The organism is Treponema ruminis (genome assembly GCF_014201975.1).
Taxonomy (GTDB): domain Bacteria; phylum Spirochaetota; class Spirochaetia; order Treponematales; family Treponemataceae; genus Treponema_D; species Treponema_D ruminis.
On sequence record NZ_JACHFQ010000001.1, the window covers coordinates 192139 to 210327 of the forward strand.

8 protein-coding genes are annotated in these 18189 nt (G+C 41.5%); 3 read left to right on the top strand and 5 right to left on the bottom strand.

From position 1 onward, the window contains the following. Position 1 precedes the first annotated feature (1 nt). Complete coding sequence (locus tag HNP76_RS00760) at positions 2 to 2818, bottom strand: TdpA family lipoprotein (RefSeq protein ID WP_184656467.1); 2817 nt, start codon at positions 2816 to 2818, stop codon at positions 2 to 4. Between the two features lie 352 nt (positions 2819 to 3170). Here HNP76_RS00760 and HNP76_RS00765 point away from each other — a divergent pair, with 352 nt between their 5' ends. Further along, positions 3171 to 4148, top strand: a complete 978-nt coding sequence (locus tag HNP76_RS00765; protein ID WP_184656469.1) for an RpnC/YadD family protein — start codon at positions 3171 to 3173, stop codon at positions 4146 to 4148. A gap of 131 nt (positions 4149 to 4279) precedes the next feature. After that, positions 4280 to 4816 (top strand): hypothetical protein, encoded by a 537-nt coding sequence (locus HNP76_RS00770; RefSeq protein WP_260308993.1) that lies wholly within the window; start codon positions 4280 to 4282, stop codon positions 4814 to 4816. Positions 4817 to 4818: 2 nt separating this feature from the next. Here HNP76_RS00770 and HNP76_RS00775 read toward each other — a convergent pair whose 3' ends face one another. The 4 genes from HNP76_RS00775 to HNP76_RS00790 all read right to left on the bottom strand — a co-directional run bounded on the left by HNP76_RS00775 (position 4819) and on the right by HNP76_RS00790 (position 16172). Next, positions 4819 to 5154, bottom strand: a complete 336-nt coding sequence (locus HNP76_RS00775) for a hypothetical protein (protein WP_184656471.1) — start codon at positions 5152 to 5154, stop codon at positions 4819 to 4821. 229 nt (positions 5155 to 5383) lie between these two features. Beyond that, positions 5384 to 8932 carry a leucine-rich repeat protein gene (locus tag HNP76_RS00780; RefSeq protein WP_184656473.1) on the bottom strand — a complete coding sequence of 1183 codons (3549 nt, stop codon included), beginning with the start codon at positions 8930 to 8932 and terminating at the stop codon, positions 5384 to 5386. Positions 8933 to 8943: 11 nt separating this feature from the next. After that, positions 8944 to 13176 carry an InlB B-repeat-containing protein gene (locus HNP76_RS00785; RefSeq protein WP_184656475.1) on the bottom strand — a complete coding sequence of 1411 codons (4233 nt, stop codon included), beginning with the start codon at positions 13174 to 13176 and terminating at the stop codon, positions 8944 to 8946. 56 nt (positions 13177 to 13232) lie between these two features. Next, entirely contained in the window at positions 13233 to 16172 is a 2940-nt protein-coding gene (locus tag HNP76_RS00790) for a hypothetical protein (protein ID WP_184656477.1), read from the bottom strand. Positions 16173 to 16331: 159 nt separating this feature from the next. Between HNP76_RS00790 and HNP76_RS00795 the strand changes: the two genes are divergently transcribed. Then, the gene (locus HNP76_RS00795; RefSeq protein ID WP_184656479.1) at positions 16332 to 18140 is read left to right on the top strand and encodes a putative bifunctional diguanylate cyclase/phosphodiesterase; all 1809 of its coding nucleotides are present in this window, start codon (positions 16332 to 16334) and stop codon (positions 18138 to 18140) included. Positions 18141 to 18189: the final 49 nt, after the last annotated feature.

Genomic DNA, 18189 nt, shown 5'->3' on the forward strand with positions numbered 1-18189 from the left:
ATTACTCCCCTGGTTTTACTGACAGATAGATAAAATCAGCTTTTGTAGCAACGTCAACAGCTTGCCATCCCATACCGCTACCAGCATAGTAATAACAAGAGGCACCTTCGGACACATTAGTTACTAAAGTTCCACCGCCACTTGCTATCGGAGCCAAGTTTGTAGCTGTACGCAAATAACCAGAAAGTTCTGAATTAAATGTTGCATTTGTTGCTTGAATACTTTCGATTACAAATTCTTCCAAATCAATTGTAACAAGGCGATTTATATTTTTGTATGCGAGGCTACCATCAGCTTCAGTATAGAAGGCTAGGCCATCATCAGCAATCACAAGTTTCTTTGGCTTAATGCCAACAACTTTGCTTGGGGATGATAAGAATTTTTCTGCATCAGTATTTTCTGCATCAGTAACTGAATAGACATCTGGAAAAATGGTATTTTGAGCGAGTTTGCCATCATACTCTTTACTCTCCAAGCCATCCAACAATACAGCAGTTTCGCTTCCAGTTGGAGACCTGCCATCTTCATAATGTTCATGGGTCAAAAGACAATCTCCAGTAATATTGTTACCATCATAATACCACAAAGCCATTTGTGTAATTGAAGTTTTTGCAACAGTAGGTACTGTCTTAGGTTTAATACGAACATATCTGATCGCATCGGATTCGCCACTAACAGCCGAAGGAACATATTCGATTACAGAGCCGCGTTTATAAATATCCTTGTTTGTTGAAGACCATACAGGAGATCCCCAACCATTATCAGAGAAAGAAGAGTCCGAAACAAGTAGATATACAGCACCTTCCATTGCATAAATATCAGTGACGGTAGCAGAAGAAGAAAATCCTATTGTGCCTGTTATGTAGGTAGTTACATCAAAAGTTGAAAGATTCGAGGGGGCTGTAACAGAGGAAATATCGTATACATAAAGTTTGTACTCACTCGAAAGTGTACCAAGGACATAAAGGATATTGTTGTTAACAGAGATTTGTTCTGGGACAAAGCTTCCTCCATCCTCTTGTACTGAAGCCCAAAAAACCGGATTATCTGCCTTACCTTCAGAAATAAGTTTTGGATATTTAAATAGATACCATGTGTATTTGTCCGAAGGGGAGCTTACAGTCCAGGCATAAGCCGTATTTGTAAACAAATCAATTGCAAAACTCTTGAAGCCACCAGTAAAATCCGTTGTTCCGTCTTTAATTTCTAGCTTGAGGCCAGCATCTAATACATCAGAATAAACAGTAACCGTCGGATTAGTTCCAGAACTATCAAAATTTGCCGTATAGAAATTCCCCTGAGCATCAAAGGCAATGTTATTGTTGTCTGAATAAAAGGAAGGGTCTCCAGCCAAAGAAGCCGTTCCAACTTCAGAAGAATCTACAAGATAAGTAAGATACGGAGGACTATTATTCCTGTTATAATTATACAACGCAATCTGTGTTTCAATTCCATCCAGCAATTTCACATTAAACGTCTGGCTGCTTGTAACTGAGTTGCCAGCACCGGAAAGTGCTCGCGATGCCGTTACATAAAGCTGATAGTTTGCCTCTGGGAGCGGGGTTGTCATGCCGTTCAATGTGATAACGCCACCCTCTACAGAATAATACGTCTTTCCACCCAGGTCGTTAATATCCTCGCCCTTGTACAAAATCTTGGCAGCGTATGTAACACCATCCGTAACAGGCTCGCCAGCAGAATCTGTTACGCTGAGATTGATTTTGCTGTTCTGATAAATCGTATCCCCTGCGTCGGTTTTGATTATGAGCGCGCGGTTGTCAGTGCTGAGATTTCCGCCCGCTTGTTTGCCCCAGATTGCGTAAAAAGTGTAGTCTCTTGCACCCATTTCAGGGCCAACCATGATATCATCAGAAGACATTCCTTGAGAAAGGTCAGCGGAAAGTTCGCCGTCTTCAAAATAGTACCAGCCTACCAAAACAAAACCATCCTTTGAAACTTCTTTTGGAGGAATGAAGCCAGAATACATGTTGCGGGTCGTTGTTATAGAGTCTTCAGAGCCACCTTCCCAAAGGCCGCCGTTCGGGTTGAAAGTAACTTTATATTGAAGATTCAAATTAGCAAATTCAAGATCAAGGCGGTAATTTGTTTTGTAGCCGTTAACTTTGATGATGTCCGTGATTGTATTGAAAGGACTTGTTGCATCTGCGTTATCATACAAGAATAGTTTTATCAGGTAGCTTCCGCTTGGAACTGATGCATACGAGCCTGTCGCCGTTACCGAAGTGTCCGCACCTTTTATCGTAAGAGTTTTTTCAGCATCAGAAATACCAATTGTGGTTTCGCCATTGCTTGCAATTGTATAAAGACCAGTTTTAATCTTGCCGATTCGGTTCGTTTCGTCCCTAAGCTCCCAAGAAACTGCAATTGAAACATCGCCAGAATCTTCCTGCATATTGAAAACAAGCTCTTTGGTACCAGCATTAATCTCTTGATTTTCAAGAGTGCAGGTCTGAACCAAGACTGTTTTATTTTCTTCTCCATCTTCAATGCTAAGATTGAGGACAAAAGTATATGTGCCGTAATCAATATCAATAGAAACATTTTCTAAATCATCAAGACTAGTCCAGGAAAGCTTTTCGTTTTCGCCATCCAATTTGTAGACAATCGCCTCACCTTCAGAAATCTTCTGCGCCGTGAGCTCGACCAAGCTAATGTCCTCTTCGGTATAAATCTCAGGCATTATCGTGCGTGCATCAGTCTTGCCAAGGGAGAAGTGAACACGAGCCTTGCCATTTGGCGCACTCTCGTTATCAGAACTTGAAGAACTAAAGAAATTGCTGCAAGAAAAAAGCAACAAAGACAGAGCCGCAACCAGCGAAACACAAAAAAACTTTTTCATACAATTCCCCCTTTTTAAATGGAAACTGAAAATATCCTTAGTTTATTATTATGACATTTTTTCCGATGAATTCAACCTTTTTTCTATTAAATTTACAAAATCTTCAGCTTAACACGACAAAAATCGCCAGGACAACGAAATGGCTCAATGTAGAGAAAATTTTTTTGGATTTTTCTGACAAATTTGAATTTGCGTTGCCGAAAACGCACTTTTAAAGGAAATAAATAGGTATGGAAACTTGAAGAAGACTTTGTGACGGCCGCGCTAAGTTTTCTGATTTTTCTCAAATCTTATTTATCTGGAGGAATTCATGAAAAAACGAATTCGAAACAAAAAGAAAAATCAGTTCAGAAAAATGCGCAAACGGGAGCCAAAGCGTACTTACCGGGACACTCTTTTCAGAACTATTTTCGGTGGCAAAGATGACCGAAGTAAACGCTGGCTTTTGTCCTTGTACAATGCGCTGAGCGGGAAGAATCACACGAATATCGAAGACTTGGAAATCACCACGCTCGAAGATGTGATTTATGTCTCGATGAAAAATGATTTGTCGTTCCTGATTCACTCGCAGATGTGTCTGTACGAGCATCAGAGCACGGTGAATCCGAACATGCCGCTCCGCGGATTGTTGTATTTCTCACAACTGTATCAGCAATACATCGACAAACACAAGAAGAACCTCTACGGCAGCGTGCTTGTTAAGATTCCTGCTCCCCAGTTTATCGTATTCTACAACGGTGAAACGAAGCTGGAAGATATCATCAAATACAGGCTCTCAGATGCTTTCATTAAGGATGAACAGGTTCAAAATGATGGTAAAACATTTGCTACAGATTTTGAATGGACGGCGACTGTGATAAATATCAATAAAAATCACAACGAAAGTCTTTCAAAAAACTGCGAGCCGTTGTATTATTATTGTGAGTTTGTAAATCAAGTGAAGGAAAACCTTTCGCAAGGGATGACATTTGATAGCGCGGTAAACGAGGCCGTTGACTTCGCAATCAAAGGTGACTTTCTGGAAGGATTTTTCCGGGAGAAGCGCATGAAGATTTTGGATGACATTTATACAGAGTTCGATCAGGAATCTTATGACGAGACGCTCCGAAATGATGGCCGCATAGAAGGAATTCAAATCGGTGCACGAGAAAACGCCATCGCAAATGCGAAGAACTTTCTTTTGGAAACAGATTTACCCCCTGAAAAAATCGCTCGATGTTGCAATCTCCCGCTGGAGCAAGTTATTGCTCTTAAAGAAGAATTGGAGCAGCAAAAAGTAACGGTCTAAATTCCAATTTTCCATATTTTACTAGATTGCCCATTTTTGATAACAGAACATCAGAAATGGGCAATTTTTTTTGGATTTTTCTGACAAATTCACATTTGCATTGCCGAAAACGCACGCGATATTACCAGAGCATGATAGACATGGACAGTCTCATGAAAGGGCAGGATTATTCCGAACTGAAGGACAGTTACATCTTGTTTATCTGCAAACGTGACCCATTCAAGGACGAGCGCGAGAAACACTACGGTCTCTCCTGTTACACGTTCAAAAACACATGTTCAGAAAATCCGGCCGTAAATTTGAATGACAAATCGTTGAAGGTAATTTATAATGCAAGTGCGTACAATGAAGAGAAGGACGAGAAAGTTAAAGCCTTCCTTCACTTCATACACACGAACGAACCAGGCAAGGACGATTTTACAAACCGTCTTTCCGCACTGGTTGAGCAGATTAAAGACAACGAAAAGTTCAGGAGGGACTACGCCGCCATGAATTTACACGACAGAGATATAACCAGGGCCGCTAAGCAGGAAGGAGCAAATGAAAAGGCCGTTGAGAATGCGATTACCCTTGTTCAAAAATACAATGTCTCGCCGGAATCAGCTGCAAAAGATATGAATGCACCTTTAGATAAGGTTTTAGAAAGCCTTTCTAAAAGTCGGCTATAATTTTATTTTTCGAAACTTTTTCGAACAGTATCGATGTGAGTGTTTCCGTTTAGGACATTGCCATCTGCATCAAGGAATTTTATACATGCAGCCGGAACTCCGCAAAGTTTTTCAATTCGCTCGATGATGTCAGTTACGCTGTCATTAAATGATGCCGTCTTTTTAAGCCCCTCTTTGATGTCAGCGTTTTCAATTCCATATTCTTCTTTGAGAAAAGCCGGAATACTTTTGTTAGGCCCCGGAACACTACCGTCTTTGTTTTGTATCTTAATGCATTTTTCTGGAAGTTTTAAAACTTCTTCGAGGTAATCTTTGAGTGATTTGATATTTGTAAGCATAATTTCTCCTGCTTCTTTCATTATAAGAGAAGAATTTTTTTTAAGCAAATATTAATTACCACATCTTTTGAACTGGAAGTGATTCTAAAATTTATGGGCGCATCCCGCCTTCGGCGGGTCGGGTGTTCCGCCCTTCGCTACGCTCATTGCCGCAAGCGGCAACTTCGGGGCTACATACCCTTGCGCAAAATCTTTGGGGATGAGCGAAGAACAGGTTAAGGAGATTGTTTTAGAACTGGCGGATGGCGATGGTCTTTAAGCTACCAGCTTTGCCCTTGTTGCTGTTACTCCAATATCCCCGGCCATTATCAATATTTATATTCCATGCGGAAGTTGGGCCATTACCTGCACTGGTCTCATTATACTGATTTGAAGACCAATATTGACCAGTCAAAGCTTTTCCGCCTGCCAAAGAAATGACAGCATTAACAGTTGTCTTTTCCCTGTAAAGCATGGAATGTTCCGCCATAGTCGGCATATACCAGTTCTTTTCTGAGTTTACATCTATTGAATATGAAGAGGCATATTTATTCACCCAATCGAATGCTGGATAATTTTCGGCTGCATTTTCAGAAGCGGTAGAGTCGATTTTGCAAATCTCTTCCCAGTTGTTGCTTCCATCCAAATCACTGTCAGATGTAAATGTCCATGAAGCAGCAGAGCCCTCTGTCTCAAAGTTTGTAGACTCGCTTCCCTTAATAGCTATGCTGGTGATTTGAGTTGAATATCCCAGAGTACCGCTCTTTGCCCATACAAGAGTTCCTTCGCTTTCATGAAGTCCGATACCTAGAAGCTTTTCTCCAAGTATATCGCTTTCATTTCCCGCATAGAAAATTACCGCAACCGCGGCTGCTTTCTGTTCTTCGGTTAATGTCAAACCTGATATATAGGTCATTGCAGTGCCGTCATTAAACACGATATCGCCCACAGTGTCTGGAGCTGATTTGTGAAGATAAGTCCAAGTCACACTCGTTCCTTTAATCACAGTATCGCTGATAGTCATCTTAGCTTTATCAGCTTCCGTACCTGAGTAGTAGACGGTTTTAAGCACATTACAATTAGTGAACGCACCACTTTCGATCTCAGTTAAAGTTTTAGGAATAATCACGGATTCCAATTTTGAACAGGTACCAAAAGAACAATAAGGTAATGAGGTTGTACCATTAGGCAGTTTTACGCTTGTAAGATTGCTACAGCTATAAAATGCATATAATTCGATTGTCGTTACACTGTCAGGTATTTCCAGCTGGGTGAGTCCTGAACAACCATAAAATGCATTATAACCGATAGTTTTCAAAGTCGAATCTGATTCAAATGATAGACTTGTAATTTTTGTTTGGCAGAACGCATAAGTACCAATTTCCGTCACAGAAGCAGGAACTGTGAAATCACTTGCTGAAGTTTTATCACCATACATTACAAGTTTTGTGCCATCTTTTGAGTATAGGACATTATCAACAACCTTGAAATTCTTACATTCTTCGGAAATGGTTATAGTTGAAAGATATTGGCAATCAAAGAATGCATCAGGCTTAATAGAAGTAAGATTTGCTGGAATATAAATTGTTTTAAGTCCGGCACCTCTAAATGCACTGCTTCCAATAGAAGTAACACTGTCAGGCAAAATTATGCTCTCAAGATTTGTAACAGACTTAGTTGTGCCATTTTCCCAGAACGCCTCATCTGGAAGCGTTGTAAGGCCGACAACCCCGCGCATATCAAGTTCTGTGACTTTCGTAGAAGGTCTAGAAGTTTTCAAAGTCAATAATGCCGAATAAAGACTTGCAATAAAACTTTCACCGTTAGCAACATAGCCGCTAATTTCAACAGTGCCGGATTCTGTCATAGAAGTTATCTGGCTTGTAACACCTTCCAAATCCACATTCAGTAAAAGTTTTCCCTCTTTAGTAATTTGAGCTTCAATATCTCTTTGAATAATGTCAAATTTTTCATACTCATCTTCGATTGTCGTTCCAGCTCCTTCGCCAAGAACAAGAATTTCCGTACCGTTTTCATAAACTGTCGAAAAGATTTTTGCTACCGGGCGTGTTCCAGAAAGCGCCCCACCAATTGTAATACGAGTTCCTCTATTTAAGTACACATCATTGTCGCTCTCAACAACTGCCGAGCCGCTCATTATAAATGTACCATAACTTTTAGGAGTAGAATCCCATTTAGAATCAACACAGACACCGCTACCAGTTCCCGCAATATTGTTAGCGATGCTTCCGCTCTTAATGCTGAACGTGGCATTGCTACCTACATAAACACCGCCACCCCTAGTTGCGCTATTTCCAGTGATAAGAACATCATGGGCTTCAACGCTTCCTCTGTAAGCATATATGCCACCACCCGCGCTATTATCAGTAGAAGTCGCATCGCCACCAGTGATTTTGAGTTTCTTTAAGATGACAGGTGGTTGTGCTGCAACTGAAAGCGTAGAGCCTTTTGCGTCTCCTGTAAATCCGCCATCAAGCGTAGTCATATCGGCTTCTGTTGAGAAATCAGCTCCTACGAGAGTAAGTGAGTTTGCAGGGAATGGCTCAGTCTCTGAAATATCATAAATTGTTTGTGCTCCAGTGAACGTTCCATTCAAATGGATTATCCAATCATTATCTGGTTCATTTTTTATCTTTATCGCATCAATCGCTTTTGAGAGAGTTTTGAATGCCTTTGCCGAAGATGTGCCGTCATAAGATGTATCGTCATCCTTTCCGCTGGTTGAATCAACATAAAATGCCGAATTCTCAAATCTTGCGTACAAGGTAAGATTCTCCGCACAAGTCTTTGAAACTTCCGTGACTAAATTTTTAAACTCGCTATCTTTATACCAACCGAGGAAAGTGCAATTTGTCTTTGTGAGGACAGGAAGTTTTAGGTTGCTTCGGCGGGAGTATTTTTTGATTTCAACTTCACCTGCTGCAAGCGAGCCACCGTTTTTGTTATATGTAATTGAGTAAACTGAATTGAGGTCAATTTCCTGCTCGGCGATAGAATTGAAGCCTTTTACAACATGCACGACATATGGAATGGAATTGACCAGTATATAGAGTTTGCTGTTTGAATCATAAGCATAGAAGTCAAATGTGAGGCGATAATTGCCTGTCGGGATTCTTCCGTCAGAAGCCGTCGTTGAATAAGAAGCAACGCGCTTGTAAGTGACGGAATATATGCTATCGGAAACTGAGTTGAATGAAGTGAAATCTTTTGTCTGAACTTCTTCATTTTTATCAAGATTGAAAAGAGTGGCCGTAACTTTGTTGATATTTGTCTTGTTGAACTTTACGGTCACGGAAAGTCCGCCATCATCGCTGAAATCCGCATCAAGATGTGATGAATCCTGCGCTGGTGAAAGAGAGAACTCAATTGTATTCGTTTTATTCGCTTCTATCGTGACATTTTCCAATTTCTGATAGAAATAAACGCTATCAACCGAACCTTTTAGCTCAAAGTTGTAAGTCCCCGCCCCATCTTCAAGAAGAATCAACGAATTATAAAGATCCGTAAGACTTCCAAAACCACCGGTACCGCCAGCTAGAGTCCTTTTGCTTCCGCCAGATTTTGTTCCATACAAATAGATGTTCTTGAAATTTGCAAGGGCATATTCCTCGCTCGGATCAATGGAGCGTGAATTCAAAGAAACGCCGCCCGCACGAACCATGAGATATGTTTTTGAATCTGATTTTTGCTCAGTTTTCTCCTGCAGAATATCCGAACATGAAAAAAGCGTGAAAGAAAAACATATTATTGCAATCAATATCGATTTATAATTCTTCATAAACTCCCCCTTTAGTTGGATGAAAGGCTAATCTGAGCGGTGTATGAATAATACTTGCCGGCTGCATCTTTTGCTTCAAGGTAAATGTCGTATACGCCCGCCTTCCAATCTGATGTATCGAGACTAAGGATGTTTTCGGTTGTAACAGTTTGCTCCACACCATCAAGTTTCCATGTGTAGCTTGAATAGCCAGTGGTTGCAGTGAACACAAGAGCCGCTTTTGCAGTGATTTTTGTGTTGTTTTCGACGGCTGTTCCGCCAGCAGTCACACTGACTTCAATATCATTCGTGACTCCTGTTGGAATTGAAACACTCACAGCCATACCAGTCTGCTTGCTGAGCTTGCATGAATTTGCAGTATCGATAAACCAATACTGAGTTTGATCGTCAATATTCTGAGGCGTAACCTCAAATTTTCCTGCATAACTTGAAAGAGTGATTTTCGCGGCTTCACCTTCCTCGCTAAGTGCTACAAGGCTGATACCTTCTTCGTAAGATTCCGGCGTGAGGCGTGCAGGGAGATCTGCATTAATTTTGCCCGCAATATAGACCGGAGCATTTCCCTGTAAGTAAACATCATTTGGCAAATTAATCTGTCCATAACCGCTCATTTTCAATACGGCAGGAGTATCAGAACCAGCATTGCCTACATAAATACCGCTTCCTAATCCGCCATTTACAGAGTTTTCTCTGATGTAGCAACCGTACATTTCAAAAGTTGAGCCGTCTTCAAGGTAAACGCCACCTCCACACGGAGTAACATGTTCATTACTTGAATCTACAAACTCTTCGTTAAATGAGTTGGCCTTAATGTAGCTTCCAGAACCTTCCTGAGTTCGCAAGTAACCGCCCTGTGCGACATATACACCCGCGCCATAGCATGTTCCGGTATTGTCAGATATTATTGAACCACTGTCGATATAAAGACTTGCGCCCTGTGAAACATACGCACCCGCACCACAGCCAGGAGCAGGTCTTAACCAACCGCCATCTGATACATAATAGGAATGATTTTCAATAATTTTTGTACTGCTCTCCAGTGAAACTTTTGCACCATAGCCTAAGAAAAGTCCTCCACCCACAAGTATTGTATCCTCAGTTGCACATGGAGAAACAGCTGTCGGAGATTCAATTTTACCATTTCCGCCTTTGACAGTAATTCCGCTCAAAGTTACAGGAACATCCGTTTCAATTGAAAGGGCAGATCCTTCTTCATCATCACCAAGATTTGCGTTGATAATATCAGTAGTTGAGCCAGTTTTTCCCTTAACGGTGATTGAGCTTGCGGAAGTTTCTTCCCAGTTACAAATTGCCTGGCATCCTGTAATCTCGCCGTTAAGAATGATTGTGTAGTCTACCGATGCATCAGTCATTTTCATAACCGCAGCTTCAAGAGTTGGAAGAGATGTCGAAACAGAAAGTCCGTCATTATCAGTTGAGCCTGACGCACTTACATACAGAGTTGAAGTATTCTGATAGACTAAACCATCAGATGCGTTAATAACCCAGTTCGTGACAATTCCTGTTGACGGATTTTCCAAAGGTTCAACAACGAATTTATCCAAAACTGCTGAAAGGCTGGTAATTGAAGCATTTTGAGAAAGCATCAGGCCGGAACTTGACCAGTATTTTCCATCAGAAGCAGACAGTTTTATATAAATCGGGTCATCAGAAGAGATTCCTTCAAGAGAATCTTCTATGAATAAGCGGTTATAGTTTCCGTAGATGAGCACATCATTCCCATGATTTGAACCGGAAGGAATTTTTACTTTTCCACCGATTACAAGAGGTTTTGCACCGCTCGGAGTACAAATTGCACCGCCCTGTTCGCAATAGTTGTTTGCAATCGTTCCGCTATGGATTCGCACTGTTGCATTTGCGCTGGAAGAAGATGCCGGCTGTCCCTGAGATCCGCTTGCAAAAAGACCACCACCCTGGCTGGTTGAACCATTACAGTAATTATAGTAGATTCCGCCAGTAAGTTCCGCAGGAACATTAACAGATTCGCTCGTATAGCTTGAATAGCCCATGTACAGCTTTCCGCCGTTTACACAGATACCCGCGCCGTTCCCATCAGTTGCATTTGCGCCAACTCTGTTAGAAGGTGCAGAAGTCTGAGTTTCGTCACCGACAACAGCACTACCGTACATATACATAATTCCAGTTTTGCTTTCTGATGCAGTAACAAAGACACCACCACCACCACCTGTAGCCCAGTTCGCGCTGATTGTTCCGCCGCTAAAGTTGAAGGTTGCATCTATATTAACATAAACACCACCAGCCATTCCGCCAGTTGAATTGTGGGCAATCGTACCGCCAGTCATAGTGAATGTACCAGAATTGACATAAACGCCACCACCGCTTGCCGCACCGTCATTATACGCAATATTTCCGGAACTCATTACCGTAATTCCGTCATTTGTGTTGTAAATACCACCACCAGAAGCTGTTAGTCCATAACTGTAATAAATACCGCCACTCAATTCCCTTTCAGTGGTACCAAGATAGAGTTTTCCAGTGTTATAAACACCGCCACCAGTAGAGTATTCATTAGAACATTTTCCATTATTGACATAACCGTTAGCTACTTCTTCTACTGTTTTATCACCAATAGCGGCAGTACCAACGATATAAAGTGTGCCTGCGTTATAAACACCGCCACCTTTAATTGCTTTATTGTTTGTAATGATAACACCGTCATCAAGTGTGACCGTTGCCCCGCTTGCAACATAAAGGCCGCCACCACTTGTATAGAACGGATCATTATCAGTATTAGGATTTGTCGAAGAAGTATTTCCACCTGTGAGCAGGACATTTTTTATCGTCACAGGCACTTCTGTTGCAACCGCAAGGACATTTCCAGTTGTAGAGGTTGAAGTTGAGTTTCCGATTATACCTCGGTTAATCTTATCCTGTGGATTTCCATCTTCATCAAGCTCATGGTAGCCAATAAGAAGAATTGATTTAGCATGTTTAGAAGTAATATCAGCAGGAATTACGCTCCGTCCATAATCTCTTTCTACAGCTGTGCCTGTTCCACGTTCCCCCGCTTTTTTTGAAGAACTATGCGGACCTGTGACATCGCCCATCACATAAATCGTCCAGTCAATCAAAGGCGTTCCAAGCTCAATAATCTTTTCACATGCTTTGTCTACTGATTCAAATGGATTTTCTTCCGTTCCGTCGCCTTCCGTGTCGTCGCCTGTGCCAGAGACATACAAATTAGCGTCCACCCAGCCGGCATACAATGTGAAATCTTTTGCATATTCAGTGCCGGTACCGATTGAATCAATCCGTTCTGTGAGAGCAGAATCCGTGTACCAGCCAGAAAAAACCAGTCCGCTTTTGCTAAGCACAGTTGTCGGAAGCTGAAGTCCTGTGTTTGCGTTTCGGCTCGTGACAGGCACAAATTCCGTCTCCCATTCACCGCCATCAGTGTTATATTTAATAGAATAAAGCGTGTTTATTTCTGATAGTCTTAGATTTTCCTCGGTTTTGTAACCGTGAACTTTGATGACGTCGATAAGTGAATTGATGACAGTCGATTTATCAGAATCATAGACTTCAATTTTGATGTAATAAGTTCCGTTCGGCACTTCATTTTTGCTATAAACAGCGGAAATTGTACCGTCCTCGCCTTCTGAAAATGCAAGTTCTTCAAAATCAAATGACTGAGCTCCGTCCACAAACGGAGATTCGCCATAATTCTCAGTTGTGAAAAGCCCAGCCTTTATCGCGCCAACTCTAGCAGTTTCAGCAAAAGTGAAAACAACAGAAAAATCTCCACTCTGAACATAAGATGTCGAAAAAGAAAGGAAATTCGTTCCAGCGGAGACAGTTTTTGAAAGAGTGCCTGACTGGGTGAGCCTGTATTTAGGATTTTTGGAAGTGTACAAATCAAGCGTGAATGTGTAAGAGCCTGCATCCACCTCAACAGAATCATCGCTTTCCATCAGGGAAAAAGCATTTTTTTCATCCGATGAAAGCCATTCTCCAATCTGCGTGGAAGCTGACTCGCCTGATTTTTCTGCCTTAAGCACAATCTTCGTGATGTCGGTCTCGGCCATGTCCACAGGCATAATCGTTCGCGAATCAATATTGCACGAAAATGACAGGCGGGCCTTTTGGGAGCCACCCGCACCTGAGGAATCCTCTTCCGAAATGTCATTACAGGAGGCAAACAGCACTCCCACCAAAGTGAGCAGAGCCGAAGCCTTCCGCCACATCGTAATCAAGTTCTTCATAGTGCAGGTCTCCTTTTAATCTATGGCCTGGTGTTTTTTTTTGTTTGCGGTTCTGTTTACTCCGCTGTAAGTGTAAATGTTGTTGTTGCTGAGTAAGTTTCAGTGCCTGCATCTGTAGTAACAGTTATTTGAAGCATAACATCGTGGACTCCAGTTCCGAGATTTTCAAGCATTCCAGCTGTCCATTTGTATGACATTGTAGTTGCACCGTCTACAGGATTTCCATCAATCCACCACTGATATAAATAGCCTGATACAACTTCCTCTGGCGTTGCAGTCAAAGTGATTGAGCCATCAGCACCAGTTTCTTCGGACATTGTGAAGTTAGCACCCAAATCTGTTGTGTCAAACTCCGCAAGCGTGACTTTAATTCCGCTTGAAGTGCTTGTCGCCTCAACGGTTACTTTACAAATAGCAGTCAACTCAGGATTTTCCTCACAATAAACCTTAACTACTATTTCTTCATCCGTAGATACAGCCAAACCTTCGAGAGCAACTGCGCCGTCTACAACTCCTGCTTTCACAACCTTGTTGTTAGAGCTAACAACTTCCGAAATTGTCGCTGCTTTCGTTGTTCCATCTGAATATTTGAGTGTAGCTTTAATTTTTTTAATTTCACCTAGAGCGAGTGTTGCTGCAGTAATTTTTTTTTCGCCATCTGTAAGCTCAAGCTCAACAATCTTTGGCTCATCCATAATTGTGAATTTAATAACTGCGCCTGATGCACCAGTAAATTCAAAGCTTCCGTTTGTCAAATCAACGGTCTTTTCTTTTGGCTCTTTTACTGTCTCCAAAACATCTGATGACATATCTTTGAAAGCAAAATATTCTTTTTCGGTAATAGAGAAGTTAATAATCGAAGAAGGAAGTTTGCTATCATCCTCTGCAATTGAAATAGTTCCTTTTGAAACTATCTTATCTTTGATGCTGTCTGAATTATAGGTAATGTCGTATGTTAAATTTGAGTAAATCGCGAATTTGAAGCTACCTGGATATTTTGCAGTATCTACCGCAGTACCTTTTAGCGAGAACAATTCCTCAATAATATCTTTATCAAAATAGACGTAAATGACGTATTTTCCATCCTTTTCATCATATTCAATCTCGCCCGATTTATCTTCGTTGATTGTGTAACCAAGTTCAACAGCTGTTTTTGCCAATTCGTCAAACTCTTCATCAAAGTCATCATCGTTCGTCATTGTCTGATCCGAGAACTTCTCTAATTTTACGTAATCTTGTTTTTCATCATCCCAGAATCGGAATCGGATTTCAACCTCTTCACTTTCAAGGTGCATCTCCATGAGAGAAAGATAGATGTAATTAATTTCATCGAAAGAAATCTTTGTGACAGCCTTTTCTGCAAGTTCTGGATCTGTGCCCTCAAATGCTGGATGACCGAGATAGACAGGACCTTTCTTGATGTAAACAAGACTGAGGAAGTAATATTCACCACCATCTTTTAGTTCATAGCTACCCGTAAAATATTGAGACAATTCAGAATCACCGTCTTTGTAATAATCCCCAACGAGCATATCTTTGCAACTTTCGAGTTTTGATTTTATCCTAAAGTCATTCAATTCACTATCTATAGCAACAAGTTTAAGAATATCCGTTGCCTCGCTAGAATCGCATGGAAGGGCATAAACAGAAATGCGCTCAATATCGCTGAGAGGTTCGACTGATTCTGTATTATTGTAAATATTACACATAGCAAGTTGATACAAATTTAATAAAAGTGTGTTTTCACCGCTCTCGACTGTTAATTCTTTCGATTCACCTTTTATAACAGTCCACTGGAGATGACCTTCACCAAAAATAATTTTTGCTTCTGCAAAAATTTTTGAACCAACAGGAATATTATCAAAACAGAAAACTCTTCCATCTAGCTTTTCCAAATCATCAGCCCTTCTGAAATCAGAGGCTCTATAGTCACCATTAATCTCAATCTCAACTTTGTATTTGGCTTGAGTCTGCTCAGTGGCAGCGTTTTCTTCACTTGAGTCGGCTCCATCATTAGTCGCGGGGCAGGCTTTAGACACAGATCTGATAAGATCTGAACTAAGGTCTAATGTTACAGATACAGAAACGGTTTTTTCAGTATTTGAAAAAATTTCCGTAAGAGAAAGTGTAATGTAATTAATTCCATTGAAAGAAATTTTTGTGACAGCTTCTTCTGTAGCTGCTGGTTGACCGAGATAAACAGGACCGTTTTTGATGTAAACAAGGCTGAGGAAGTAATATTCGCCGCCATCTTTAAGTTCATATCCGTCTGCAAAATATTGAGACAATTCAGAACCAGCGTCATTGTGATAATCTCCGACGAGCATATCTTTGTAGCTTTCAAGTTTTGATTTTATCTTCAAATCGTTCAATTCTGTATCTGCAGCAACAAGTTCAAGAATTTCCGTTGCCTCTTTAGAATCACTTGGAAGGGCATAAACGGAAATGCGCTCAATATCGCTAAGAGTTTCAACCGAATCAATATTATTGTAAACATTACACATTGCGAGCTGATGCAAATTGAATGAAAGCGTGTTCTCACCGGCTTCAATTATTTTTTCTTCCGACTTGCCTTTCATGACAGTCCACTGGAGATGATCTTCACCAACTATAATCTTTGCTTCTGCCTGAATTTTTGTACCGACAGGAATTTTATCAAAATGAAAAACTTCGCCTTCCAGCTTTTTCAAGTCGTCAGCACTTCTGAAATCAGACTTGTTATAGCCTTTTCCACCAATCTCAATCTCCAATTTGTATTTGCCGTCTTTCTTTTCACCTTCTTGCTCTGTGACAGTGGGTTCATCGCTAGGGGCAATGTCGTTCTCAGCAGCACGGCAGGCATTAGCTACGGCTTTAATAAGCTCCGGGCTCAGACTGAATGTGACTGAACCGGTTTCTTCGCGGGTTGAAAAAATATCCGAACATGAAAAGAAAAGAAACATTACGCTGAACAGAAGAACAAGTATTTTCGGAATTCTAGAATTACAATTTTTCATAGTGCCTCCATTTTCAAAAAAGCCTTTTGTTTAATTATAACTTAAATTAGGATTATTTCAAACATTTTGCACGATAATTTTGGACTTTTAGAGGAATTCTGCCGATAATTGTTATTGGAATACCGTCTAAAAATTCCAAAGTTAAAAAAGAGGCCGTTTATGAAGGATAGGGACTACAAAGAAGTTCTCGAAAATACATCAACACCCGTAGTTGTATTAATATCAAATGAGGGGGATTTCTCTGAAGAAAACAGTTCCAAAAAGATTCCGACCGAATCAGACTTCAAGACTTCATTCTCAGTCCACTTCGTAAACGAAACTTTCGTAAAAACTTACGGCGATTTAGTTCAGGTTGGATTCACCACGGAACAATGTGTCGAGCGCCTTTCCAAAGAAGTTGAATGGTACAAAATGGCCTGCGCCTGCACCGAAACCGGCGAACTTCAGGAAACAACCTTCTATTCAACAATCTGCTCAGCCTGGCTCCGAATCAACATGAGCTCAACCAAGAACGGCTTCATCATCATCGCAATTGTAAACGTCAGCAAGGACAAGGAAAGGGAACAGCAGCTTTTGAGGCAGAACCTCCGCCTTGCAGCCCTCACGGACGAACTTTCCAGCTCACGAGAAGAATTAAAAAGCAAACTTGAGAACATCACCTTCCTCAACGAGCAGCTTGAGCACATGGCCTATCACGACGGAATGACGAATTTGTGCAACCGCCAGAAATTCAAGATGGATTTTGAGCACTGGCTGGAACATTCCAAGGCAAAAAATGAGAAATTCGGCCTGATTCTTCTGGATTTGGACAACATGAAGCTGATTAACGACGCCCAGGGGCACGGTGAGGGCGACGAGATAATCTGTCACGCGGCTGAAATACTAAAACGTTTTAAAAAAGACGACCTTCGGGTCTACAGATACGGCGGCGATGAATTTATCGTGATGATGCGCAACATCATTTCACAGGACACGATTCTGAACGCAGGCGACCTCCTTCTTGAAGTCATGAACGAAGAGGGAATTGACTTTTCGGGCGGCATTGCAATCTGTCCGGACGACGGAGACAATTACAGCGACCTTTTAAAATACGCCGACATGGCTATGTTCGAGGCAAAACGCAAGGGAAAGAACGACGTCTGCTTCTTCCAGAGCATAATGCGCGAGCGTTTCATGGAAAAAATCGCCATTCAGACAAAATTGAACACGGCCGTAAACGAAAATCTTTTCCAGCTTTACTATCAGCCTCAGTTTGACGTGGCAACAAATAAATTGCGAGGCTTCGAGGCATTGCTGCGCTGGTACGACGAGGACACAGGCTGGATCAGCCCGGAACAGTTCATTCCGATTGCAGAAGAAACACGGCTTGTCATTCCTCTTGGCGATTGGATTTTAGAAAGAGCTATCAAAACTCTCAAAGAATGGATTGAAGACTTTGGCTTTGACGGAATCATGAGCGTCAACGTGAGCCCTGTTCAGCTCAAAAAACAGACTTTCCTCTACGATTTGATTTCGCTGGTAAAAAAATACAACATTCCGACCAAAAATCTCGAAATCGAAATCACAGAAGGCGTTTTCATTGACAATAAAAACGAAGTGATTGACCTGCTCAAGCAAATCCGCGAGTTGGGAATCGGTCTTTCCCTCGATGATTTCGGAACAGGCTATTCAAGCTTGAGCTATCTGCAGATGCTTCCGATTACAACCCTCAAAATCGACAAGTCTTTCATCGCAAACATTACTGATGCGGGCGGCGTCGAGGCAAACATCACGGACTCAATCATTTCAATGGTCACGAAGATGGGGCTGGATACGATTGCAGAGGGCGTTGAAAAGCGGGAACAGCTCGACATCCTCAAAAAAATCAACTGTAAGAACATTCAGGGCTTCTTGAAAGGCAAACCGATGCCAAAAGAGCGCTGTGAACAGATTTTGGGCGGGAACTACGAGCTGGCGGATCATTTGTAGTGCGTTTCCGCTATCGCTACATTCGCTTCGCGAACAAGCCGCTACAATC